Source organism: Duganella sp. LjRoot269, assembly GCF_964254095.1.
GTDB classification, from domain to species: domain Bacteria; phylum Pseudomonadota; class Gammaproteobacteria; order Burkholderiales; family Burkholderiaceae_D; genus Rugamonas; species Rugamonas hordei.
This window is the reverse complement of sequence record NZ_CAXUSL020000001.1, coordinates 35,979-55,200: the sequence shown is the minus strand read 5'-3', so window position 1 is coordinate 55,200 and position 19,222 is coordinate 35,979. Positions and strand designations below refer to the sequence as shown.

Genomic DNA, 19,222 nt, shown 5'->3' with positions numbered 1-19,222 from the left:
AGGAAATAATTGTTAAGAGGGAATTCCTCATTTTGACACAGTTTGTTACTTCAGGACACCAGTCAACCAATCTACGAAGACCCGCACCCGCGGCGAGAGGTGGCGGTTGTGCGAATAAACGATGTTCAGCGGCAGCGGCGCCGGCCGCCATTGCGGCAGGACTTCCTCCAGTTGGCCCGATTCCAGCAGCGGCGCCAGGCCCTGGCGCGGCGCCTGGATCAGGCCGAGGCCGGCCAGGCAGCTGGCCAGGAAGGCTTCGGTGCCGCTGACCGAGACCTGGCTGCGCATGGGCAGGGTGCGTTCGACGCCGTCGGCGTCCACGTATTCCCAGTCGAGGTCGCGCCCGGTCTGGCTGGAGAAGAAATTGACCGCCGTGTGGTGGCGCAGGTCGTCCAGCGTCCGCGGCCGGCCGCAGCGGTCGAGGTAGGCGCGCGAGGCGACGTTGATCTGCTCCATCGAGGCGATATGGCGCGCCACCAGGGTCGAATCGCGCAAGGTGCCGCCGCGCACCGCGCAATCGATGCCCTCGCCGACCAGGTCGGCAAAGCGGTCGTTGGAACCCAGCCGCACCTGGATATTCGGATGGCGCTGGAGAAATTCCGGCAGCCGGGGGATGACGATCAGGTGCGCCAGCCGCTCCGGCAGGTCGACCCGCACCGTGCCGCTGAGCAGGCGGCCGTCGCCGGCAAACAGGCCGTTGATGTTTTCCAGGTCGTTGAGCAGCGCGCTGCAGCGCTCCAGGTACAGCGATCCTTCCACCGTCAGGCTGACCTTGCGCGTGGTGCGCTGGAGCAGGCGCACGCCCAGCTGCTGCTCGATCGCCTGCACGGCGTTGGTGACGGTGGGTTTGGGCAGGTCCAGTTGCTCGGCCGCCTGCGTGAAACTCTTGCAGTCGGCTACCGCCTTGAAGATCTGCATAACCTTAAATTGATCCATAAAGCTGATCCATTGTTATTTATTTTCGAATAAAGTAATAGGATAACCTGTATTTATTACCTTTATCGATAAAAGCATAATGGCTCCACCTCACTGACTGGAGATCACTATGCAAACCCGCAAACTTGGCCGCACCGGCCCGCAAGTCGCCCAACTGGGCTTGGGCCTGATGGGCATGTCCGACCTGTACGGTCCGGCGGACCGCGGCGAAAGCCTGGCCACCATCCGCGCCGCGCTCGACGCCGGCGTCACCCTGCTCGACACCGGCGATTTCTACGGCATGGGCCACAACGAACTGCTGCTGCGCGAGGCGCTGGCCGCCGGCGGCCGCGACCGGGTGCAGATCAGCGTCAAATACGGCGCCATGCGCGATCCCGCCGGCAACTGGGTCGGCATGGACACGCGCCCTGCGGCCACCAAGAACTTCGCCGCGTATTCGTTGAAGCGGCTGGGCGTCGAGCACATCGATATCTACCGCCCGGCGCGGCTGGATCCGAATGTGCCGATCGAAGAAACCATGGCCGGGCTGGCCGAGCTGGTCAAGGCCGGTTACGTCAAGCACATCGGCCTGTCCGAGGTCGGCAGCGAGACCCTGCGCCGCGCCCATGCCGTGCATCCGGTCGCCGACCTGCAGATCGAATATTCGCTGATTTCACGCGGCATCGAGAACGGCATCCTGCAGACCTGCCGCGAGCTGGGCATCGGCATCACCGCCTACGGCGTGCTGTCGCGCGGCCTGATCAGCGGCCACTGGAGCAAGCAGCGCGAGGGCGAGCAGGATTTCCGCGGCCTGGCCAGTCCCCGTTTCCAGGGCGCGAACCTGGACCGCAACCTGGCACTGGTCGAGAAGCTGCGCGCCATCGCCGGCGAGCTGGGCGTGTCGGTGGCGCAGGTGGCCATCGCCTGGGTGGCGGCGCAGGGCGACGATATCGTGCCGCTGGTCGGCGCCCGCACCCGCGTCCGCCTGCGGGAGGCGCTGGCCTCGACCACGCTGAAACTATCGGCCCCCGACCTGGCGCGGCTGGAGCAGGCGGTGCCGGCCGATGCCGCCGCCGGCGACCGCTATGGCGCCCATTCGGCATCCTCGCTGGACAGCGAGAAGGGCTGAGCACGCCATTAATCGGATAAGCGGATGGATTTGTACGGAATATTGCGCTTTTTTATCAGAAAATTTAATACTAAGATGGGTTCATCGACGAAGCAAATGCCGGTAAGCACTCAAAACCGAGCGCTAAACTCAATCTGACAAGGAGCATCAAAATGAACGCCAAATCCATCATCGCATCGGTCTCTCTCCTGGTTGCCGCTGGTGCCGCTTTCGCAGCGCCTACCGACAACGAAGCCACCTTCGACTCCGCTTTCCGCAACCAGGGCGTCAGCACGCTGACCCGCGAGCAGGTCAAGTCCGAGACCATCGCCGCCCTGAAATCCGGCGCACTGGACCGCAACGAAGCGACCGACGACATCGCCTTCCAGGCACCGCGCTCGAAAACGCCTGAGGTCAAGGCGCAGCTGGCAGCGAAGGCAGTCAAGGGCACCGCACAACAGTAATTCGCGCAGTTTTCGCAAGCGGACGCGGCAATTTCCATTGCCGCGTCCGCTTATTTTTTTGGCTTGCAAATAAACGACAGTGGCCCTTGACGTCAGTGCCATGTCAGCAGTTTGAATGTATTCTGGTTCCCATAAAAAATATTAGGAGACTGGGGACCATGAACAAACTATCGTTTCAGCAGAAACTTTGGGTACCGTTGATTTGCAGCCTGCTGTGCATCGCGGCGATCTTCATCTACGAAACCATCCAGGCGCGCAACGTGCGGATCGAGGAGCGCAGCAATGACCTGCGCAATATCGACGATGCCGGCCTCAGCATTCTCAAGCTGTTCGGCGACCGGGCAGCCGCCGGCACACTAAGCAAGGAAGAGGCGCAGAAGCAGGCGATGGCCGTGATCAAGGGCCTGCGCTACGGCAAGGACGGCTACATCACCATCACCAGCGGCACGCGCGCGGTGATGAACCCGTTCAAGGCTGAAAACGACGGCAAGGACATGGTCGATTTCAAGGATCCCAATGGTACCTACCTGTACCGCGACATCCAGGCGGCCGGCGCCTCGCCGACCGGTGAAGGCTTCGTCCGCTACCACTGGGCGCGGCCGGGCGCCAAGGACCCGGTGCCGAAGATGAGCCGGGTGATCCACTATGCGCCATGGAACTGGGACCTGGTCACCGGCGTCTACATGGACGACATCGACGCCGCCTTCCGCGAGTCGCTGCTCAAATCGGCCGGTGTGCTGGCGCTGGTGTGCGCGGTGCTGTGGGCCATCGTCAGCATGGTCAACAAGAGCTTGCGGCACACGATAGGCGGCGACCCCGAATACGTGGGCGAGATCGCGCGGCGCATTGCCGAGGGCGACCTGAGCGCCGCGATCAAGACGCATGAAGCGGACAAGGCCAGCATTCTGTTCGGCATGAAATCGATGCAGCTGCGGCTGGCCGACACGATAGGCGAAATCCGCCGCAGCGCCGACACCATCGCCACCGCGTCAAGCGAGATCGCCTCGGGCAATATGGACTTGTCGGCGCGCACGGAGTCGCAGGCCAGTTCGCTGGAAGAGACTGCGGCCTCGATGGAGGAGCTGACGTCGACGGTCAACCAGAACGCCGACAACGCGGTGCAGGCCAACCAGCTGGTGATGTCGGCCTCGGCGGTGGCGGAGAAAGGCGGGCGCGTGGTGTCGCAGGTGGTACAGACGATGGACACCATCAACGCCTCGGCCACGCGCATCGTCGATATCATCTCGGTCATCGACGGCATCGCTTTCCAGACCAACATCCTGGCGCTGAACGCGGCGGTGGAAGCGGCGCGCGCGGGCGAGCAGGGACGTGGCTTCGCGGTGGTGGCGTCCGAGGTGCGCAACCTGGCGCAGCGTTCGGCGGCGGCGGCCAAGGAAATCAAGGAGCTGATCAACGCCTCGGTGGACAGCATCAGCGCCGGCAGCACGCTGGTGGCCGAGGCGGGCACGACGATGGACCAGGTGGTGGCCAGCGTGTCGCGGGTGACGCAGATCATGGCGGCGATCACGGAAGCGTCGAGCGAGCAGAGCACGGGCATCGGCCACGTCAACATGGCGATCACGGAGATGGATTCGGTGACGCAGCAAAACGCCGCGCTGGTGGAGCAGGCCGCGGCGGCGGCCGGCAGCATGCAGGAGCAGGCCGGCATGCTGGCCGAGCTGGTGTGCCGCTTCAAGCTCAACGGCGACCAGCAGCCCCCCGCCGGCCGCCCGGCCCGCCTGGCGCTGCGCTAAAATCCGGGGTCAGATCCGACATTTGGACACGAGCTCTGCCGTAACGGCCGTTACGGCAGAGCTCGTGTCCAAATGTCGGATCTGACCCCGGGTTTATTTGACGGGTTCGAGGACGGCGGCTTCGAAGACCAGCTTGCCGCCGTCGGCGCGGAATACGCCGATCAGCTCGCCGCCGTCGCCCTTCACGTCCGGATATTGCGTGCAGGTTTGTGTTTCGACCTGCCACATCTGCTTGCCGGCGCGTAGCGTCCACACGTTGTCGCCGCCGGACAGCAGCTCGATCTCCACCTCGTCGGCCGGCATCTCGTCGAGCTGGATGCGGCGCAGGCAGTCCGGCAGCCGCTGCATGATCAGCTCGACGCTACTGGCGCTGCTCCAGAAATGCTTCTGCGAGCGGTGGATGGTCAACGCGTGATTGCCGCTGCTGTCCGCATAGTACGACGCCGAATCGTCGACGCAGGCGGTCAGCATCAATGAGGTCAGGACAATCAGGATCTTGCGCATGGGCCGGCTTCCGTTGGTGTGTGCTATCGAGTATGCAACATTATAGCGGTCCCCGGCGCCGCCCCGGTTTTGAAGAAGCCCACCACCGCCGCCAGCGCCGCCGCCTGCTCCTGCATGCTTTGCGATGCCGCAGCCGCCTGTTCCACCAGCGCCGCGTTCTGCTGCGTCACTTCGTCCATCTGCGTGATGGCCATGTTGATCTGCTCGATGCCGATGGTCTGCTCGTTGCTGGCAGAGGTGATCTCGCCCATGATGTCGGTCACGCGCCGGATGCTGTCGACGATGTCGCCCATCGTCTGCCCGGCCTCGTTGACCAGCCGCGAGCCGTCGTCGACGTTGGCCACCGAGGCCGAGATCAGTTCCTTGATCTCCTTGGCCGCCGCCGCCGAACGCTGCGCCAGGTTGCGCACCTCGGACGCCACCACCGCGAAACCGCGTCCCTGCTCACCGGCGCGCGCCGCCTCCACCGCCGCGTTCAGCGCCAGGATATTGGTCTGGAAGGCGATGCCGTCGATGACCGCGATGATGTCGACGATCTTGCGCGACGAGCTGTTGATGCTGCCCATGGTGTCGACCACCTGGGCCACGATGGCGCCGCCCTTGGTCGCCACTTCCGACGCGCTGCGCGCCAGCGTGTTGGCCTGGCGCGCGTTGTCGGCGTTCTGCTTGACGGTGCTGGTCAGCTCCTCCATCGACGACGCGGTTTCCTCCAGCGAGCTGGCCTGGCCCTCGGTGCGCGCCGACAGATCCATATTGCCGGCGGCGATTTCATTCGATGCGGTGGCGATGGTGTCGGTGCCTTGCCTCACCTGGCCGACCACCTTCAGCAGGCTGTCGTTCATCGACTTGAGGGCGCCGAGCAGGCGGCCTGTTTCGTCGGTCGCATGCACGTCGATGCGCGTCGACAGGTCGCCGCCGGCCACCGTCTCGGCCAGGTCCACCGCCGCGTTCAGCGGCACCGTGATCGAGCGCGTGATGAACCACGCCACGCCGCCGCCCAGCGCCAGTGCCAGCGCGCCGAGGCCGATCTGCACCATCTGCGCGGTGCGCAGCACCGACTCGACTTCGTCGCTGGCCTGCCTGGCCTGCGCGGTTTCATAGACCAGGATATCTTCCAGCGCCTTCAGCACGCCGCGCAGGCTGGGTGCGGCGGTCTGCGTCAAATAGGACGTGGCGTCCTGGATCTCGCCGTCCTTGCGCAGTTCGATGACCTTGTTGTTCTTTGCGGCGCCTTCCTTCAGCAGGCCGTCCAGCGTGGCCAGCATGGCTTTTTCCTTGTCGTCGATGGCGCGCCCGGTGAGAATCTTCTTGGCCTCGCCATACTTCTTGCGCGACTCGGCGATTTTTTCCACCTCGGCGTTCACTTCCGGCGTGCTCGGTACGACCACGATATTGGTCACCGACAGCGTGATGTTGCGCACGTTGTCGACCATGTGATTAACGGCCTCCATCTTGACGTTCTTGTCGTCGACGATGTCGCGCGTGCGGCTGCCGATGCGGGTCATCGAGCTGAGTCCCAGCACGATCACGGCCACCAGCAGCGTCAGTACGATGGCGAAGCCGAAGCCGAGGCGGGTTCCGATTTTGACGTGGTCGAATGACATGGCGGCTATCCTTCACTAAGAAGCGAAAACGGGCACTCAGGGAACTTGATTGTTCCTCAAATTGCCCGCGCATGTCACCTTAATGCTGGGAATGTCGCCATGGAGCAACGTTAGGCGTAGCGCACCAGGTTCAGCACCGGCAGCGGACCGCCGGGGAATTGCGCCAGGCGTCCGCCGCCATCGAGCGTGCCGAGATCGATGCCGGCAAAGCCGAGCTTTTCGATCAGCTGGCCGACGGTGTGCTTGGCATCGGCGTCGTCGCCCGAGTAGAACAGCACGCGGCGGCCGCCTTCCTCTTGCGGATCCGCAGCCAGCAGCGCCGCGACCAGATGGTTGAAAGCCTTGACCACGCGCGCACCGGGCAGCAGTTCCGCCACCACGGCGCTGGAGGCGCGTCCGCGCAGGTCGACGGCCTTGAACGACGGCGCCTCGATGGCGTTGTTGGCGTCGATGACGATGCGGCCGTTCCAGGCCGGCAGATCGCGCACGGCGTCCGCGACGCGGCTCCACTGCACGGCGATGAATACCACGTCGGCCTTGGCGGCTTCCTCGACGGTGACGGCCTTGATCTGGGGGCCCAGTTCCGCGGTCAGCGCGGCCAGCGATTCCGGGCCGCGGCTGTTGGCGATGGAGGCGGCGATGCCGGCGCGGGACAGTTGGCGTGCGATGGCGGTGCCGATGGCGCCCGCGCCGATGATGGCGATGTTCATATTAGCTCCTTGATGTGAGGGTTGGTATGAATCCAGTATGGCCATGCCGGCCTGATAGCGGTAGTATCAGGTATTTAGTATCACTTTCAATCAAACGTTGAAATGTAACGCATGGAAACCCTGTCCAATCTGGAATCCTTCGTCCGCAGCGCGGAATCGGCCAGTTTCTCGGCGGCCGCCCGGCGGCTGGGGCTGACGCCGGCCGCCGTCAGCCGCAACGTGGCGCAGCTGGAGCGCAACCTCGGCGTGCGCCTGTTCCAGCGCAGCACGCGCGGCCTGAAACTGACCGAGGCCGGCGAGCGCTTCCTGCAGTCGGTCGGCGCGGGGCTGGACAGCATCCAGGGCGCCATCGCCGAAGTGACGGCCAAGGCGGGCGAACCGGCCGGCGTGCTGAAACTGAGCGTGGCGCCGCGTTTCGGCCGCGAACAGATACTGCCGCTGATGCCGGCTTTCATGGCGCGCTATCCCGGTGTGACGCTGGACCTGAGTTTCGACAACCGCCCCGTCGATCTGATCGCCGGCGGTTTCGACGCGGCCATCGGCGGTGGCTTCGAGCTGACGCCCGGCGTGGTGGCGCGCGAGCTGGCGCCGGCACATGTGATACTGGTGGCGTCGCCGTCCTATCTGGAGGCGCGCGAACTGCCAGCCACGCCGGCCGGCCTGGCTTCGCTCGATGCGATTGCGATGCGCTCGCCGCACAGCGGCCGCGTGAAGGTACGCATGCTGCGCAACCGTCACGGCGAGGAGATGGCGGCGCAGCTGAAGCCGCGCGTGTTCATCAACGATCCCGATGCGATCTGCGGCGCGGCCTTGCTGGGGATGGGCGTGGCGCCGCTGGTGGTGGCGGACGTGGCGCAGCACCTGGAGAGCGGCGCCTTGCAGCGCGTGCTGCCGGACTGGTATGAGGACATGGGCCCGATCGCGCTCTACTTCACGAGCCAGAAACTGCTGCCCGCCAAAACGCGGGCCTTCGTGGATTTCCTGACCGAGGCGTTGCGCCAGCAAGGACTGGCCCAACGCTACTCGGCTATCTGACTCAGAAGCGGTAGCCGACGCCGACGCCGACCATCAGCGGATCGACCTTGACGCGGCTGGCCTTGGCGCCGCTGATGAAGACGTCGCTGCGGATCTGCACTTTCTTCACGTCGAAGTTGAGCGACCATTTTTTATCGATGGCGTAGTCAACGCCCGCCTGCAGCGCGAGGCCGAAGCTGTCATGTTCCAGGCCGCCCTTGCCGCCGAGGAGATCGACCTTGGACATCGTGGTGTAGTTCACGCCCGCGCCGACGTACGGCTTGACCGGCGCGTCGAGCACGAAGTGATACTGCAGCAGCAGCGTGGGTGGCAGGTGCTTGAAGCTGCCGATTTTCGCGCCGTCGAGCGACACGTCATGCTTTTGCGGATAGGTCAGCACCAGCTCCGCCGCCAGGTTGGGCGTGAAGAAGTAGGACACGTCGAATTCCGGAATCGTCTTGCTGCTCACGCTGAGGCGGTCGGAGGCGCCGGTGCCGCCGACCGGATCGGATTTGTCGGCGGGGTCCAGGTGCACTGCGCGCACGCGCACCAGCCACGGGGTTTCTTCCGCCATCGCTGCGCTGCCTGCGACCAGGCTCAGGGTGGTCAACACTGCTGCTGCTAAAGACTTGCTCATTTCACTTCCTCTTTTGTCGTCGTTAAGTAACGAGACCAAGTCTATTGACGCGGCGCGGTAAAAACTTTGATCCAAGTCAAAATTGAAAAAATATTTTGTGGGGTGTGTAAGTAATGCGGACATGGCGGCGACAGAGGCATGCAGCACCAACCCAACTTACTTTTTGGAGAACCACATGAACAACATCACCCGTTTCGCAGCAATGGCAGCCACCGTCGCAACCATGGCCATGTCTGCATCGGCGATCGCCGCCACGTCGACCGTCAGCGCCGACGACACCGTGCACTGCGCCGGCATCAACAGCTGCAAGGGCCAGAGCGATTGCGCCACCGCCGAAAACGCGTGCAAGGGCCAGAACTCCTGCAAGGGCCACGGCTTCCTCGCCACCAAGGCCGGCGCCTGCTTCGCCAAGAAGGGCAAGATCGTCGACCTGGACAAGTAATTTCAATAGCGCCGGCCCGGCCGGCGCTGATCCGCTGATCATCCATGAACACTACACTGTCATCGCCGGGCTTCGGCCTCGGGCTGCGCCCTGCGCACTACCAGGAAATCATCGACGCACCGTCCGGCGGGCATGACATCGACTGGTTCGAGATCCTGTCCGAGAACTACATGGTCCCCGGCGGCAAGCCGCTGGCCATGCTGGACCGCATCCGCTGGGACTATCCGATGGCGATGCATGGCGTGTCGATGTCCATCGGTACGCCGCAAGGTCCGTCGCAAGACTATCTGCGCGAGTTGAAGAAGCTGATGCAGCGCGTGCAGCCGCTGTGGGTGTCCGACCATTTGTGCTGGACCGGCACGCACGGCACCAATATGCATGACCTGTTCCCGTTGCCTTACACCGAGGAAGCCGTGGCCACCGTGGTGCGCAACGTGAAGCGCGTGCAGGATTACCTGGAACGCCCGCTGCTGCTGGAGAACGTGTCCAGCTATCTGTCCTTCGAGTCGGACACTTTCCAGGAATGGGATTTCGTCGCCGCCGTGGCCGAGGAATCCGACAGCCTGATACTGCTGGACGTGAACAACGTCTACGTCAGCAGCGTCAATCACGGTTTCGATCCGCTGGTTTACCTGGACGCGCTGCCCGGGCATCGCATCCAGCAGATCCACCTCGCCGGCCACAGCGTGCAGGAAGGCTGCATCATCGACACGCACGACCGTGAAGTATCCGATCCGGTGTGGGCGCTGTATGCGGAAGCCTTGCGCCGCTTCGGCCCCGTCGCGACGATGATAGAACGCGACGACAATATCCCGCCGCTGGCCGAGTTGACGGCCGAACTGCGGCGCGCACGCGCCTTTGCGGAGGCGGCATGAGCGCATTGCAGCGGTTGCAGGGCGACTTCCAGGACTACATCCTGGCCGACCAGGCGACAGGCGCCATCCACGCCGCCGTGCGCGAGCAGTACGGCCTGAAGGCCGATGCCCGGCTGGCCATCTATCACCGCGCCTACCGCAGCCGCCTGAAACAGGCGCTGTGCGAGGCATACGACAAGACCTGGACCTTCGTCGGCGACGACATGTTCGCGGACCTGGCCGACAGCTACATCGCCGCGCATCCGTCGCGCCACCCCAACCTGCGCTGGTTCGGCGGCGAGTTTGCCGCACACACGGCGGCCCGGCTGGAGGAATATCCCTTCATCGCCGAACTGGCGGGCCTTGAGTGGGCCTTGAGCCTGGCCTTTGACGCCGAGGATGCCCTGCCGCTGGGGACCGCCGAGATGAGCGCGGTGGCGCCGGAGGCGTGGGGCGCGCTGCAATTCAGGCTGCATCCGTCGGTGCACCTGCTGGATCTGCGCTGGAACGCCGTCGCCCTGTGGCAGGCGCTGGGCGCGGGCGACGAACCGCCGGAGGCCGCGGAATCCGGCGCCGTGATGCACTGGCTGATATGGCGCCAGGGCGAGCAGCCGCATTTCCGTTCCCTGTCCGCGCTGGAGGCGGATGCGCTGCGCCTTGTCGCCGTCGGCGCCACGTTCGGCGAGGTGTGCGAGGCGGCCGGCGAAGAGGCTATGCTGGCGCTGGCCGGCCATCTTCAGCACTGGCTGGCGCAGGGGATTTTGGCGAAATAAGGCAGAAACAATCTCCGTAATGCAAAGTTTTGGTAGCGGGTGTAGTATCACCAGCGGTCTATTCCCGGCAACCGAAATTCAGGAGATCTGCATGGCTAAGTTGAACGTCAATGGCGTCGTACGAGAATATGAGGCGGAGGACGATACGCCGCTGTTGTGGGTCATCCGCGAGCAGCTAGGCCTGACCGGCACCAAGTTCGGTTGCGGCATGGCGCAATGCGGCGCCTGCACCGTGCACATCGACGGCCAGCCCACCCGCAGCTGCGTCTATCCGGCGGCCGCCGTCACGGCCAACCAGAAAATCACCACCATCGAAGGCCTGTCCAAGGACGGCTCGCATCCGATCCAGAAAGCGTGGGCCGCGCTGGACGTGCCGCAGTGCGGTTTCTGCCAGTCCGGCATGATCATGGCCGCCGCCGCCCTGATCCGCGACAAGCCCAAATGTACCGACGCCGACATCGACGCGGCCATGACCAACATTTGCCGCTGCGGCACCTACAACCGCGTGCGCAAGGCGATCCATGTGGCGGTGCGCGGCGGCGATCCGGCCACGGCCGGCCTGAATATCCAGCGTATCGAAGGGAGCAAGGCATGAGCGCCGTGACTGTTTCGGCCTCGCGCCGTGGATTCCTGAAAGGTGCGGCCGCCGGTTTGGTGGTCGCCTTCCATATTCCGTTTGACGCGCTGGCGCAGACCATGGTGCCCGGTGTGGCTCCCGGCGCATCGGCCGCCACGCCCGAAGTCAACGCCTGGGTGGTGGTCAAGCCGGACGACACCATCCTGATCCGCATCGCCCGCTCGGAAATGGGCCAGGGCACGCTGACCGGTCTTGCGCAGCTGGTGGCCGAGGAACTCGACGCCGACTGGAGCAAGGTCACCACCGAATATCCGTCGCCGGGCCAGAACCTGGCGCGCAAGCGCGTATGGGGCAGCTTCTCCACCGGCGGCAGCCGCGGCATCCGCGAGTCGCACGAGTATGTGCGCAAGGGCGGCGCCGTTGCCCGTACCATGCTGGTGCAGGCCGCCGCCGATGCGTGGCAGGTGCCCGCGTCCGAATGCAACGCCGCCGCCAGCGTGATCACGCACGGCCCGAGCGGCCGCACCGTCAGCTACGGCAAGGTGGCCGAAGCGGCGGCCAAGCTGACCGCGCCGGCCGATGTCGTACTGAAGGATCCCAAGACCTGGAAGCTGGCAGGCAAGCGCCTGGCGCGGCTGGACACGGTCGCCAAGACCACCGGCGCGCAGATCTACGGCATGGACCTGAAGATGCCGGGCATGCTGAACGCGGCCATCAAGGATTGTCCGGTCTTCGGCGGCACGGTGAAGAGCTTCGACGCCTCGGCCATCGAGAAGCGTCCGGGCGTGAAGAAAGTGCTCAAGGTCGGCGACAGCGCGGTGGCGGTGGTGGCCGATACCTGGTGGCGCGCCAAGTCCGCGCTGGATGCGCTGCCCATCGAATGGGACAAGGGCCCGAACGCCAAGCTGTCGAGCAAGGATGTCGCGGCCACGCTGAAGGCCGCGCTGGATGCGCCGGAAGCGGTGGTCGGCAATTCGAACGGCGACGCCAAGGCGGCCATCGCCTCGTCGGTGCGCAAGATCGAGGCGGTGTATTCCTTCCCGTGGCTGAACCACGCGACCATGGAAACCATGAACGCGACGGTGGTGTGGACCCCGGAGCGTTGCGAAGTCTGGACGCCGACCCAGAACGGCGAAGCCGCGCTGGCGGCGACGGCCGAAGCGGCCGGCCTGCCGCCGGCCAAGTGCGATGTCTACAAGATGCACCTGGGCGGTGGTTTCGGCCGCCGTGGCGCCACGCACGACTGGGTGACGCAGGCGGTGAAGATCGCCAAGGAGATGCCGGGCACGCCGGTCAAGCTGATCTGGACCCGCGAAGAGGATATGCTGCACGGTAAATACCATCCGATCACGCAGTGCAAGCTGACGGCGGGCCTGGACGCCAAGGGCAACGTGACCGGCCTGCATATGCGCATCGCCGGCCAGTCCATCCTCGCCTCGCTGGGGCAGACGCTCAAGGACGGCAAGGATCCGGTGGTGTTCCAGGGGCTGAACGCGCCGGGGCCGGAAGCGTCGATAGGCTACAGCTTCCCGAACCTGCTGGTGGACCATGCGATGCGCAATCCGCCGGTGCCGGCCGGCTTCTGGCGCGGCGTGAACCTGAACCAGAACACGATCTACCTCGAATGCTTCATGGACGAACTGGCCCACGCGACCAAGCAGGATCCGCTGGCCTTCCGCCGCAAGCTGATGGCTGACCACCCGAAGCACCTGGCCGTACTGAACGCCGTGGCGGAAAAGGCCGGCTGGGGCACGCCGCCGAAGAAGGGCGTGTTCCGTGGGCTGGCGCAGACCATGGGCTTCGGCAGCTACGTGGCCGCCTGCGCCGAGGTGTCGGTGGACAGCAAGACCGGCAAGGTGAAGATACTGCGCATCGTCGCGGCGACCGATCCGGGGTATGCCGTCAATCCGCAGCAGATCGAGGCACAGATCGAAGGTTCCTTTGTCTACGGGTTGTCCGCCGCGCTGTATGGCGAGTGCACCTTGAAGGACGGCCAGATGGAACAGCAGAACTTCGACACCTACCAGGTGCTCAAGCTGGACGAGATGCCGAAGGTGGAGTCCATCGTCATGCCGTCGGGCGGGTTCTGGGGTGGTGTCGGCGAGCCGACGATTGCGGTGGCTGCGCCGGCGGTGCTGAACGCGATCTTCGCCGCCACCGGCAAGCGCGTGCGCGACCTGCCGCTGAAGAACCACAGCCTGAAGAAGGCATAGCGATGCGGGGCGGGATGACAGGTCTGTTCGCACTGGCCATCCTGCTCTGCTGCGCTCGGGCCGGCGCGGCGCCGCTGACGGAACAACCTGGCGACGCGGCACGCGGCCGCGCCATCGTTGCCAGCCGGCAGGTGGGGCTTTGCCTGCTGTGCCATACCGGGCCGATACCCGAGGAGCGTTTTCAAGGGAATCTGGCGCCGGACCTGCGGGGCGCCGGCGGACGCTGGAGCGCCGAACAGCTAAGAGCGCGCATCGTCGATGCCAGCCAGTTCAATCCGGCGACGATCATGCCTTCCTATTACAAGACCGATGGACTTAACCGCGTCGCCGCCGGTTACCAGGGCAAGGCCATACTGGACGCGCAGCAGATCGAGGACGTGGTGGCGTGGCTGCAAACATTGAAGGAGGGCGGGCAATGAAGCGTCGCGATGTGCTGGCGGCAGGCGCAGGGCTGGCGATGCTGGCGCTGGTGCGCCCCGTTGCGGCCACGCCGGCCGACATGGCCGCCGCCGTCGCCGCCTTCACCGGTGGTGTGGCGCCGCGCGAGGGCAAGGTCAGGTTCGATATCGCGCAGTTGATCGACAACGGCAACGCGGTGCCGGTCACCGTGGCGGTAGAGAGCGCGATGACTGCGGCCGACCATGTCGCAGCCATCGCCATCTTCAATGAAAAGAATCCGCAGACCGACGTGGCGGTGTTCACATTGGGGCCGCGCGCTGGCAAGGCCGAAGTATCGACGCGTATCCGGCTGGCGACATCGCAGCGGCTGATCGCCGTCGCGCGCATGAACGATGGCAGCTGCTGGTCAAAATCGGTGGACGTGATCGTCACGCTGGCGGCCTGCATCGAAGGCGAGGCTCCGTGATGGCGCGCGCCCTGATTCATATGCCGGCGACGGCGAAGCGCGGCGAGGTGATCGAAATACGCGCCTTGATCGCGCACGTCATGGAGACCGGCTACCGGCCCGGTGCGGACGGCAAGGTGGTCCCGCGCGACATTATCCGCAAGTTCGTTTGCCGTTACAACGGCGAGCAGGTATTCGGCGCCGAGCTGCACCAGGCGGTGTCCGCCAATCCGTATATCGGTTTCTTCACCGTCGCGACGGAAAGCGGCACGCTGGAGTTCACGTGGGAAGGCGACGATGGCTTTGCGCAGACAGAGAAGATGAACTTGACGGTGAGCGCGGCATGAGAGCCCTTGCCGCGCTGCTGCTGATTTTCTGTCTTCAGGCCGTTGCCGACGATGCGCGGCGCTCCGGCAGCGAATTCATGAGCGCATCCACCCAGGCCATGCAGCGCGACGATACACTCAATCCCGGCATGCTGTGGGTGAGCGGCGGCGAGGCGCAGTGGAACGCCGCCGCCGGCAAGAGCGGCAAGTCCTGCGCCAGTTGTCATGGTGATGCGCGCACGAGCATGCGTGGCGTGGCGGCGCGCTTTCCCGCGTTCGACGGCGCCAGCAAGATGGCGGTCAACCTGAGCCAGCGCATCAACATCTGCCGCGAACGCAAGCAGCAGGCGCCGGCTTTGCGGCTTGAGAGCGAGGAGTTGCTTGGACTGGAGGCTTATGTGGCGATGCAGTCGCGCGGCCTGCCGGTGGCGCCGTCTCAGGACGCGGGAACCAAGGCGGCCGCCGCGCGCGGCAAGGAGCTTTACTTCCAGCGTGTAGGCCAATTGAATTTGTCGTGCGCGCAGTGCCATGACCAGCAGTGGGGCAAGCGACTGGCCGGCAGCACGATACCGCAAGCGCATGCGGCGGCGTATCCGATCTACCGGCTGGAGTGGCAGGCGATGGGATCGTTGCAGCGAAGGCTGCGCAATTGCCTGAGCGGCGTGCGCGCCGAGATACCGCCGCTGGGGGCGCAGGAACTGGTTCAACTGGAAGCCTGGCTGGCGGTGCGCGACCAGGGTATGCCGATGGAATCGCCGGCAGTTCGGCCATAACAGGAGATAGCGATGTTTTCGAAATCCATACTCATCGCCGCGTTGCTGTTCGCGGCAAGCGCGGAAAACGCGGCGCATGCCGATGGCGCGGCGATTTCCTCCGGTGCGCGGCTTGCCGCGACATGCGCAGCCTGCCACGGCACCAACGGCGCCACCAAAGGCGAAACGCTGCCGCCGATCGCCGGCCAGCCGAAGGAGGCGCTGGTGGCCACGCTGCGCGCATTCAAGTCCGGCTCCCGACAGTCGACCATCATGACCCAGATCGCCAAGGGTTATACCGACGAACAGATCGAACTGCTGGCGGCCTATTTCGCCGCCCTCAAGTAAGGAGGTTGCGATGAAACGACGTCAATTCATACAGGCCGCCGGTATCGGTGCCGGCGCCATGTTGGCCGGCTGCGCCTCCATCGGTGGCACGGCGAAACCGCAGGTGGTAGTGGTCGGCGGTGGCTACGGCGGCGCCACCGCCGCGCGCTACGTGCGCATGTGGAGCGAAGGCGCCATTGACGTCACGCTGGTCGAGCCCAACGCCAGTTTTATCTCCTGCCCGCTGTCGAACCTCGTGCTGGGCGGATCGAAGCAGATCGCCGACCTGACCATGTCCTACGACCGCATGCAGGGCATACGCGTGCTGCGCGACACGGTGACGTCGATCGACACCACCAAGCGTACGCTGGCGCTGGCCGGCGGCGCCACACTGTCCTACGACCGCCTGATCGTGTCGCCCGGCGTGGACTTCATGTGGGACCAACTGCCCGGCATGCTCAAACCCGGTGCGCAGGATGCGGTGCTGCATGCGTGGAAGGCGGGCGCCCAGACCGTGGCCCTGCGCGCGCAGCTGGAGGCTATGCCGGACGGCGGCGTGTATGCGATGACGATCCCGGCCGCGCCTTACCGTTGTCCGCCGGGGCCGTACGAACGCGCATCGCAGATCGCTTTCTACTTCAGCCGCGCCAAGCCGAAATCGAAGGTGCTGATCCTCGACGCCAACGACGACGTGGTCTCCAAGGGACCGCTGTTCAAGAAGGTATGGAAGGAGCGCTACGGCGGCATCATCGAATACCGGCCGTCGTTCCGGGCGACGGACGTGGATGCGTCGTCGCGCACCGTGGTCTCGGAACTGGGCGACAAGGTGCAGGCCAATGTGCTGAATGTGATTCCGCCGCAGCGCGCCGGCGCCATTGCCGTGCAGACCGGACTGGCGAATGCCAACGGGCGTTGGTGCGCGGTCGATTTCCTCACCTTCGAATCGACGCAGGTGAAGAACATCCACGTGCTGGGCGACGCGATCCAGGTATCGCCGCTGATGCCGAAGTCCGCGCACATGGCCAACCAGCACGCCAAGGTGTGCGCGGCCGCAGTGGTGGACCTGCTGGCCGGCCGCGCGCCGGACGGCCATCCGATGCTGACCAACACCTGCTACAGCTTCGTCTCCGACAAGGACGTGATCCACGTCGCTTCGGTGCACGCCTACGATGCGGAGAAAAAAACGCTGCTGGTGGTATCCGGCTCCGGCGGCGTGTCGGCGGGACCCAGCGCGCTCGAAGGCGAGTACGCGATGAACTGGGCCCGCAACATCTGGACCGACACGCTGGGATAAATCACCAGCCGCCGCCTGCCGCGCGGAAGGTGGCGACCGCAGCGCGCGCGTTGTCGGCATTGACGCGCGCCATCTGGTCGCGCGATGCCAGCAACTGGCGCTGTTCTTCCAGCACTTCATACAGGCTGACGGCCCCTCCCTGCCATGCCTGTTCGGAAGCGTCGCGGGCGCGGGTGTGGGCGTCCACTTCCTCGCTCAGTTCGTGGTGCTGCAGTTCCAGCTGGGTCAGCGTGACGACGGCGTTCTCCACGTCCTCCGCCGCACGCAGCACGGCTTTGCGGTAGGCGGCCAGCGCCTCAGCGTTGGCGCCTTTGGCGCGGGCGACGTCGGCGTCGATGCGGCCGAAATCGAACAGTCGCCAGCGCAGGCCGGCCGCCACCTGCGGCTGCAGCGAGGCGGCGCTCAACAGGCCTGAAGATCCGAGGCTGGTCACGCCCAGTAGCGCCGACAAGGACAGCTTGGGGTAGTACTCCGCCATCGCCGCGCCGATCTGCGCGTTCGACGCGGCCAGCCGGCGTTCGGCGGCGATGATGTCCGGCCGGCGGCGCAGCAGGTCCGCCGGGCCTTGCGACAGTTCGATGGCCGGCACGCCGCTCTCCGCGCCCTGGGCCGGCGGCGCCAGTTCGGCCGCGTAGGTACCGGGTGCGGCGCCCATCAGCACGTCGAGCCGGTTCAGCTGCACATCCAGTTCGATGCGCAGCGGCGGCACTGTGGCGCGGGCTTGCGACACCAGCGCCTCGGCCTGCGCCGTTTCGCGGCTGGACGCCAGGCCGTCCGCCACCCGCAGCCGCACCAGTTCCAGCAGCCTGGCGTTGGTGGCGATCTGCTCCTGCGCCAGCGCGATGCGGCGCTGCGCACCGCGCACGCGGAAGTAGGCGTCGGCCGCTTCCGCCGTCACCGATACCCGCACGCCGAGACGGTCCGCCTCCGCCGCCTGCGCCTCGGCGCTGGCGCCCTGCGCGCCGCGCTTCAAACCGCCCGCCACGTCCAGCTCCCAGCTGGCGCCGATGCCGGCGTTGTACAGCGACTGCTCGCGGTTGTAGCCGGGCGTTGCGCTGGCCAGCCGGCCCTCGGGGCTATTCAGAGATTGCCGCTGATGCGCGATTCCGGCCGACAGCGCCCCCTCCGGCAGCAGCCGCGCATCGGCCAGCCGCGACGCGGCGCGCGCCTGGTCGACCCGCGCCATGGCCGCCGCCAGGTCCAGGTTCTGCTCCAGCACCCGCGTGACGATGCGCTGCAGGGCCGGGTCGTTGAAGCCGTTCCACCAGGTGTCCAGCGCCGGCGCCGGCAGCGCCGTCTTGCGCTCGGCCAGAGCGCCCGAGGTATGAAAACTGGCCGCCAGCGGCGCGTCCGGACGCTGGTATTCCGGCCCCGTTGCGCAGCCGGCCAGCGTCAATAATGCCAGCAGGCTGGCCGCGGCCACCGCTGAAACCCGCATTCCTGCTGGCTTTGCGGCCGGCGCCTTGAGTTCGTTATTCATTTTGCACCTCTTTTGAAAGTTACTTGCAAGTTCGTATGAAGGAGTATATGCTCGTTTCATTGTGATCGCAATTAATAATTTTTTGAGGGAGTAATTCCATGCTAAAGACCGATTTGAGCGCCATGGCGTGCCCGATCGCCCGCAGCCTCGACAAGGTGGGCGAGTGGTGGAGCATCCTGATCCTGCGCGAATGTTCTTATGGCGAGACCCGCTTTGACGCCTTCCAGAAAAACCTCGGCATCTCGCCGAACATGCTGGCCCGCCGCCTGAACGACCTGGTGGATGCCGGCTTGCTGGAGCGCCGCCGCTATTCCGAGCGCCCGCCGCGCGACGAGTATGTGCTGACCGAGGCGGGACGCGATTTCCGCCCGGTGCTGCTGGCGTTGCTCGCCTGGGGCAACAAACACTTCGCGCCGGAGGGCAAGATGATCGTGCTGCGGGACCGTATCAGCGGCGAGGAAGTGCAGCCGACGCTGATGGACCCGGCGACCGGCGCCGTGATCGACCGCGCGCGCCATGCCGTCGCCGCCGGCCCTGCCGCGCCGGAATCGACCCGCCTTCGCATGCAGCGCATGGCGGAGCGCCGCGCCGCCGCCGAAGCCGCCGCCTGACCCCTTCATTCAATCCACG

At 65.4% G+C, this 19,222-nt stretch carries 22 protein-coding genes; 16 read left to right on the top strand and 6 right to left on the bottom strand.

Annotated features, from left to right (window positions below):
• Window positions 1-45 precede the first annotated feature (45 nt).
• The gene (locus ACSQ3S_RS00240; protein WP_436141264.1) at window positions 46-936 is read right to left on the bottom strand and encodes a LysR family transcriptional regulator; all 891 of its coding nucleotides are present in this window, start codon (window positions 934-936) and stop codon (window positions 46-48) included.
• A 109-nt stretch (window positions 937-1,045) separates the two neighbouring features.
• Here ACSQ3S_RS00240 and ACSQ3S_RS00235 point away from each other — a divergent pair, with 109 nt between their 5' ends.
• The 3 genes from ACSQ3S_RS00235 (at window position 1,046) to ACSQ3S_RS00225 (ending at window position 4,241) form a co-directional block, all read left to right on the top strand.
• Window positions 1,046-2,044, top strand: a complete 999-nt coding sequence (locus tag ACSQ3S_RS00235) for an aldo/keto reductase (RefSeq protein ID WP_436141263.1) — start codon at window positions 1,046-1,048, stop codon at window positions 2,042-2,044.
• 152 nt (window positions 2,045-2,196) lie between these two features.
• Window positions 2,197-2,487 (top strand): DUF4148 domain-containing protein, encoded by a 291-nt coding sequence (locus ACSQ3S_RS00230; protein WP_176655902.1) that lies wholly within the window; start codon window positions 2,197-2,199, stop codon window positions 2,485-2,487.
• Between the two features lie 158 nt (window positions 2,488-2,645).
• The gene (locus ACSQ3S_RS00225) at window positions 2,646-4,241 is read left to right on the top strand and encodes a methyl-accepting chemotaxis protein (protein ID WP_353405186.1); all 1,596 of its coding nucleotides are present in this window, start codon (window positions 2,646-2,648) and stop codon (window positions 4,239-4,241) included.
• A gap of 93 nt (window positions 4,242-4,334) precedes the next feature.
• On the opposite strand, the gene ACSQ3S_RS00220 is transcribed toward ACSQ3S_RS00225, so the two are convergent.
• From ACSQ3S_RS00220 to ACSQ3S_RS00210, 3 genes are all read right to left on the bottom strand, one after another.
• Window positions 4,335-4,745: a hypothetical protein gene (locus ACSQ3S_RS00220; RefSeq protein ID WP_176655900.1), complete on the bottom strand. Its 411-nt coding sequence runs from the start codon at window positions 4,743-4,745 to the stop codon at window positions 4,335-4,337.
• Between the two features lie 23 nt (window positions 4,746-4,768).
• Window positions 4,769-6,349, bottom strand: coding sequence for a methyl-accepting chemotaxis protein (locus ACSQ3S_RS00215; RefSeq protein ID WP_436141262.1), 1,581 nt, complete (start codon window positions 6,347-6,349; stop codon window positions 4,769-4,771).
• 110 nt (window positions 6,350-6,459) lie between these two features.
• Window positions 6,460-7,059, bottom strand: a complete 600-nt coding sequence (locus ACSQ3S_RS00210; RefSeq protein WP_436141261.1) for an NADPH-dependent F420 reductase — start codon at window positions 7,057-7,059, stop codon at window positions 6,460-6,462.
• Between the two features lie 111 nt (window positions 7,060-7,170).
• Between ACSQ3S_RS00210 and ACSQ3S_RS00205 the strand changes: the two genes are divergently transcribed.
• Window positions 7,171-8,094 (top strand): LysR family transcriptional regulator, encoded by a 924-nt coding sequence (locus ACSQ3S_RS00205; RefSeq protein ID WP_436141260.1) that lies wholly within the window; start codon window positions 7,171-7,173, stop codon window positions 8,092-8,094.
• A 1-nt stretch (window position 8,095) separates the two neighbouring features.
• On the opposite strand, the gene ACSQ3S_RS00200 is transcribed toward ACSQ3S_RS00205, so the two are convergent.
• Window positions 8,096-8,710, bottom strand: a complete 615-nt coding sequence (locus ACSQ3S_RS00200) for an OmpW/AlkL family protein (RefSeq protein ID WP_413449031.1) — start codon at window positions 8,708-8,710, stop codon at window positions 8,096-8,098.
• A 175-nt stretch (window positions 8,711-8,885) separates the two neighbouring features.
• Between ACSQ3S_RS00200 and bufA2 the strand changes: the two genes are divergently transcribed.
• The 11 genes from bufA2 to ACSQ3S_RS00145 all read left to right on the top strand — a co-directional run bounded on the left by bufA2 (window position 8,886) and on the right by ACSQ3S_RS00145 (window position 17,112).
• Window positions 8,886-9,152, top strand: a complete 267-nt coding sequence (gene bufA2 / locus ACSQ3S_RS00195) for a BufA2 family periplasmic bufferin-type metallophore (RefSeq protein WP_176655895.1) — start codon at window positions 8,886-8,888, stop codon at window positions 9,150-9,152.
• A 44-nt stretch (window positions 9,153-9,196) separates the two neighbouring features.
• On the top strand, window positions 9,197-10,027 hold the full coding sequence (gene bufB / locus ACSQ3S_RS00190; RefSeq protein ID WP_436141259.1) for an MNIO family bufferin maturase: 831 nt from the start codon (window positions 9,197-9,199) through the stop codon (window positions 10,025-10,027).
• Entirely contained in the window at window positions 10,024-10,779 is a 756-nt protein-coding gene (locus tag ACSQ3S_RS00185; protein ID WP_436141258.1) for an HvfC/BufC N-terminal domain-containing protein, read from the top strand. The genes bufB and ACSQ3S_RS00185 overlap by 4 nt, the downstream gene beginning before the upstream one ends.
• 91 nt (window positions 10,780-10,870) lie before the next feature.
• Window positions 10,871-11,374, top strand: a complete 504-nt coding sequence (locus ACSQ3S_RS00180) for a (2Fe-2S)-binding protein (protein WP_176655892.1) — start codon at window positions 10,871-10,873, stop codon at window positions 11,372-11,374.
• Entirely contained in the window at window positions 11,371-13,569 is a 2,199-nt protein-coding gene (locus ACSQ3S_RS00175; protein ID WP_436141257.1) for a molybdopterin cofactor-binding domain-containing protein, read from the top strand. Before ACSQ3S_RS00180 ends, ACSQ3S_RS00175 begins: the two co-directional genes overlap by 4 nt.
• A gap of 14 nt (window positions 13,570-13,583) precedes the next feature.
• Window positions 13,584-13,988 carry a sulfur oxidation c-type cytochrome SoxX gene (gene soxX, locus ACSQ3S_RS00170; protein ID WP_436141256.1) on the top strand — a complete coding sequence of 135 codons (405 nt, stop codon included), beginning with the start codon at window positions 13,584-13,586 and terminating at the stop codon, window positions 13,986-13,988.
• Window positions 13,985-14,434 (top strand): SoxY-related AACIE arm protein, encoded by a 450-nt coding sequence (locus ACSQ3S_RS00165; protein ID WP_436141255.1) that lies wholly within the window; start codon window positions 13,985-13,987, stop codon window positions 14,432-14,434. Before soxX ends, ACSQ3S_RS00165 begins: the two co-directional genes overlap by 4 nt.
• Window positions 14,434-14,760, top strand: coding sequence for a thiosulfate oxidation carrier complex protein SoxZ (soxZ, locus tag ACSQ3S_RS00160; protein ID WP_436141254.1), 327 nt, complete (start codon window positions 14,434-14,436; stop codon window positions 14,758-14,760). Before ACSQ3S_RS00165 ends, soxZ begins: the two co-directional genes overlap by 1 nt.
• Window positions 14,757-15,512 carry a sulfur oxidation c-type cytochrome SoxA gene (gene soxA / locus ACSQ3S_RS00155; RefSeq protein WP_436141253.1) on the top strand — a complete coding sequence of 252 codons (756 nt, stop codon included), beginning with the start codon at window positions 14,757-14,759 and terminating at the stop codon, window positions 15,510-15,512. Before soxZ ends, soxA begins: the two co-directional genes overlap by 4 nt.
• Window positions 15,513-15,524: 12 nt before the next feature.
• Window positions 15,525-15,839 carry a c-type cytochrome gene (locus tag ACSQ3S_RS00150; protein ID WP_436141252.1) on the top strand — a complete coding sequence of 105 codons (315 nt, stop codon included), beginning with the start codon at window positions 15,525-15,527 and terminating at the stop codon, window positions 15,837-15,839.
• 10 nt (window positions 15,840-15,849) lie between these two features.
• Entirely contained in the window at window positions 15,850-17,112 is a 1,263-nt protein-coding gene (locus ACSQ3S_RS00145) for an FCSD flavin-binding domain-containing protein (protein ID WP_436141251.1), read from the top strand.
• Between the two features lies 1 nt (window position 17,113).
• Here ACSQ3S_RS00145 and ACSQ3S_RS00140 read toward each other — a convergent pair whose 3' ends face one another.
• The gene (locus ACSQ3S_RS00140) at window positions 17,114-18,592 is read right to left on the bottom strand and encodes an efflux transporter outer membrane subunit (RefSeq protein ID WP_353405169.1); all 1,479 of its coding nucleotides are present in this window, start codon (window positions 18,590-18,592) and stop codon (window positions 17,114-17,116) included.
• A 98-nt stretch (window positions 18,593-18,690) separates the two neighbouring features.
• Here ACSQ3S_RS00140 and ACSQ3S_RS00135 point away from each other — a divergent pair, with 98 nt between their 5' ends.
• Complete coding sequence (locus tag ACSQ3S_RS00135; RefSeq protein ID WP_176655884.1) at window positions 18,691-19,203, top strand: winged helix-turn-helix transcriptional regulator; 513 nt, start codon at window positions 18,691-18,693, stop codon at window positions 19,201-19,203.
• The last annotated feature ends 19 nt before the right edge of the window (window positions 19,204-19,222 follow it).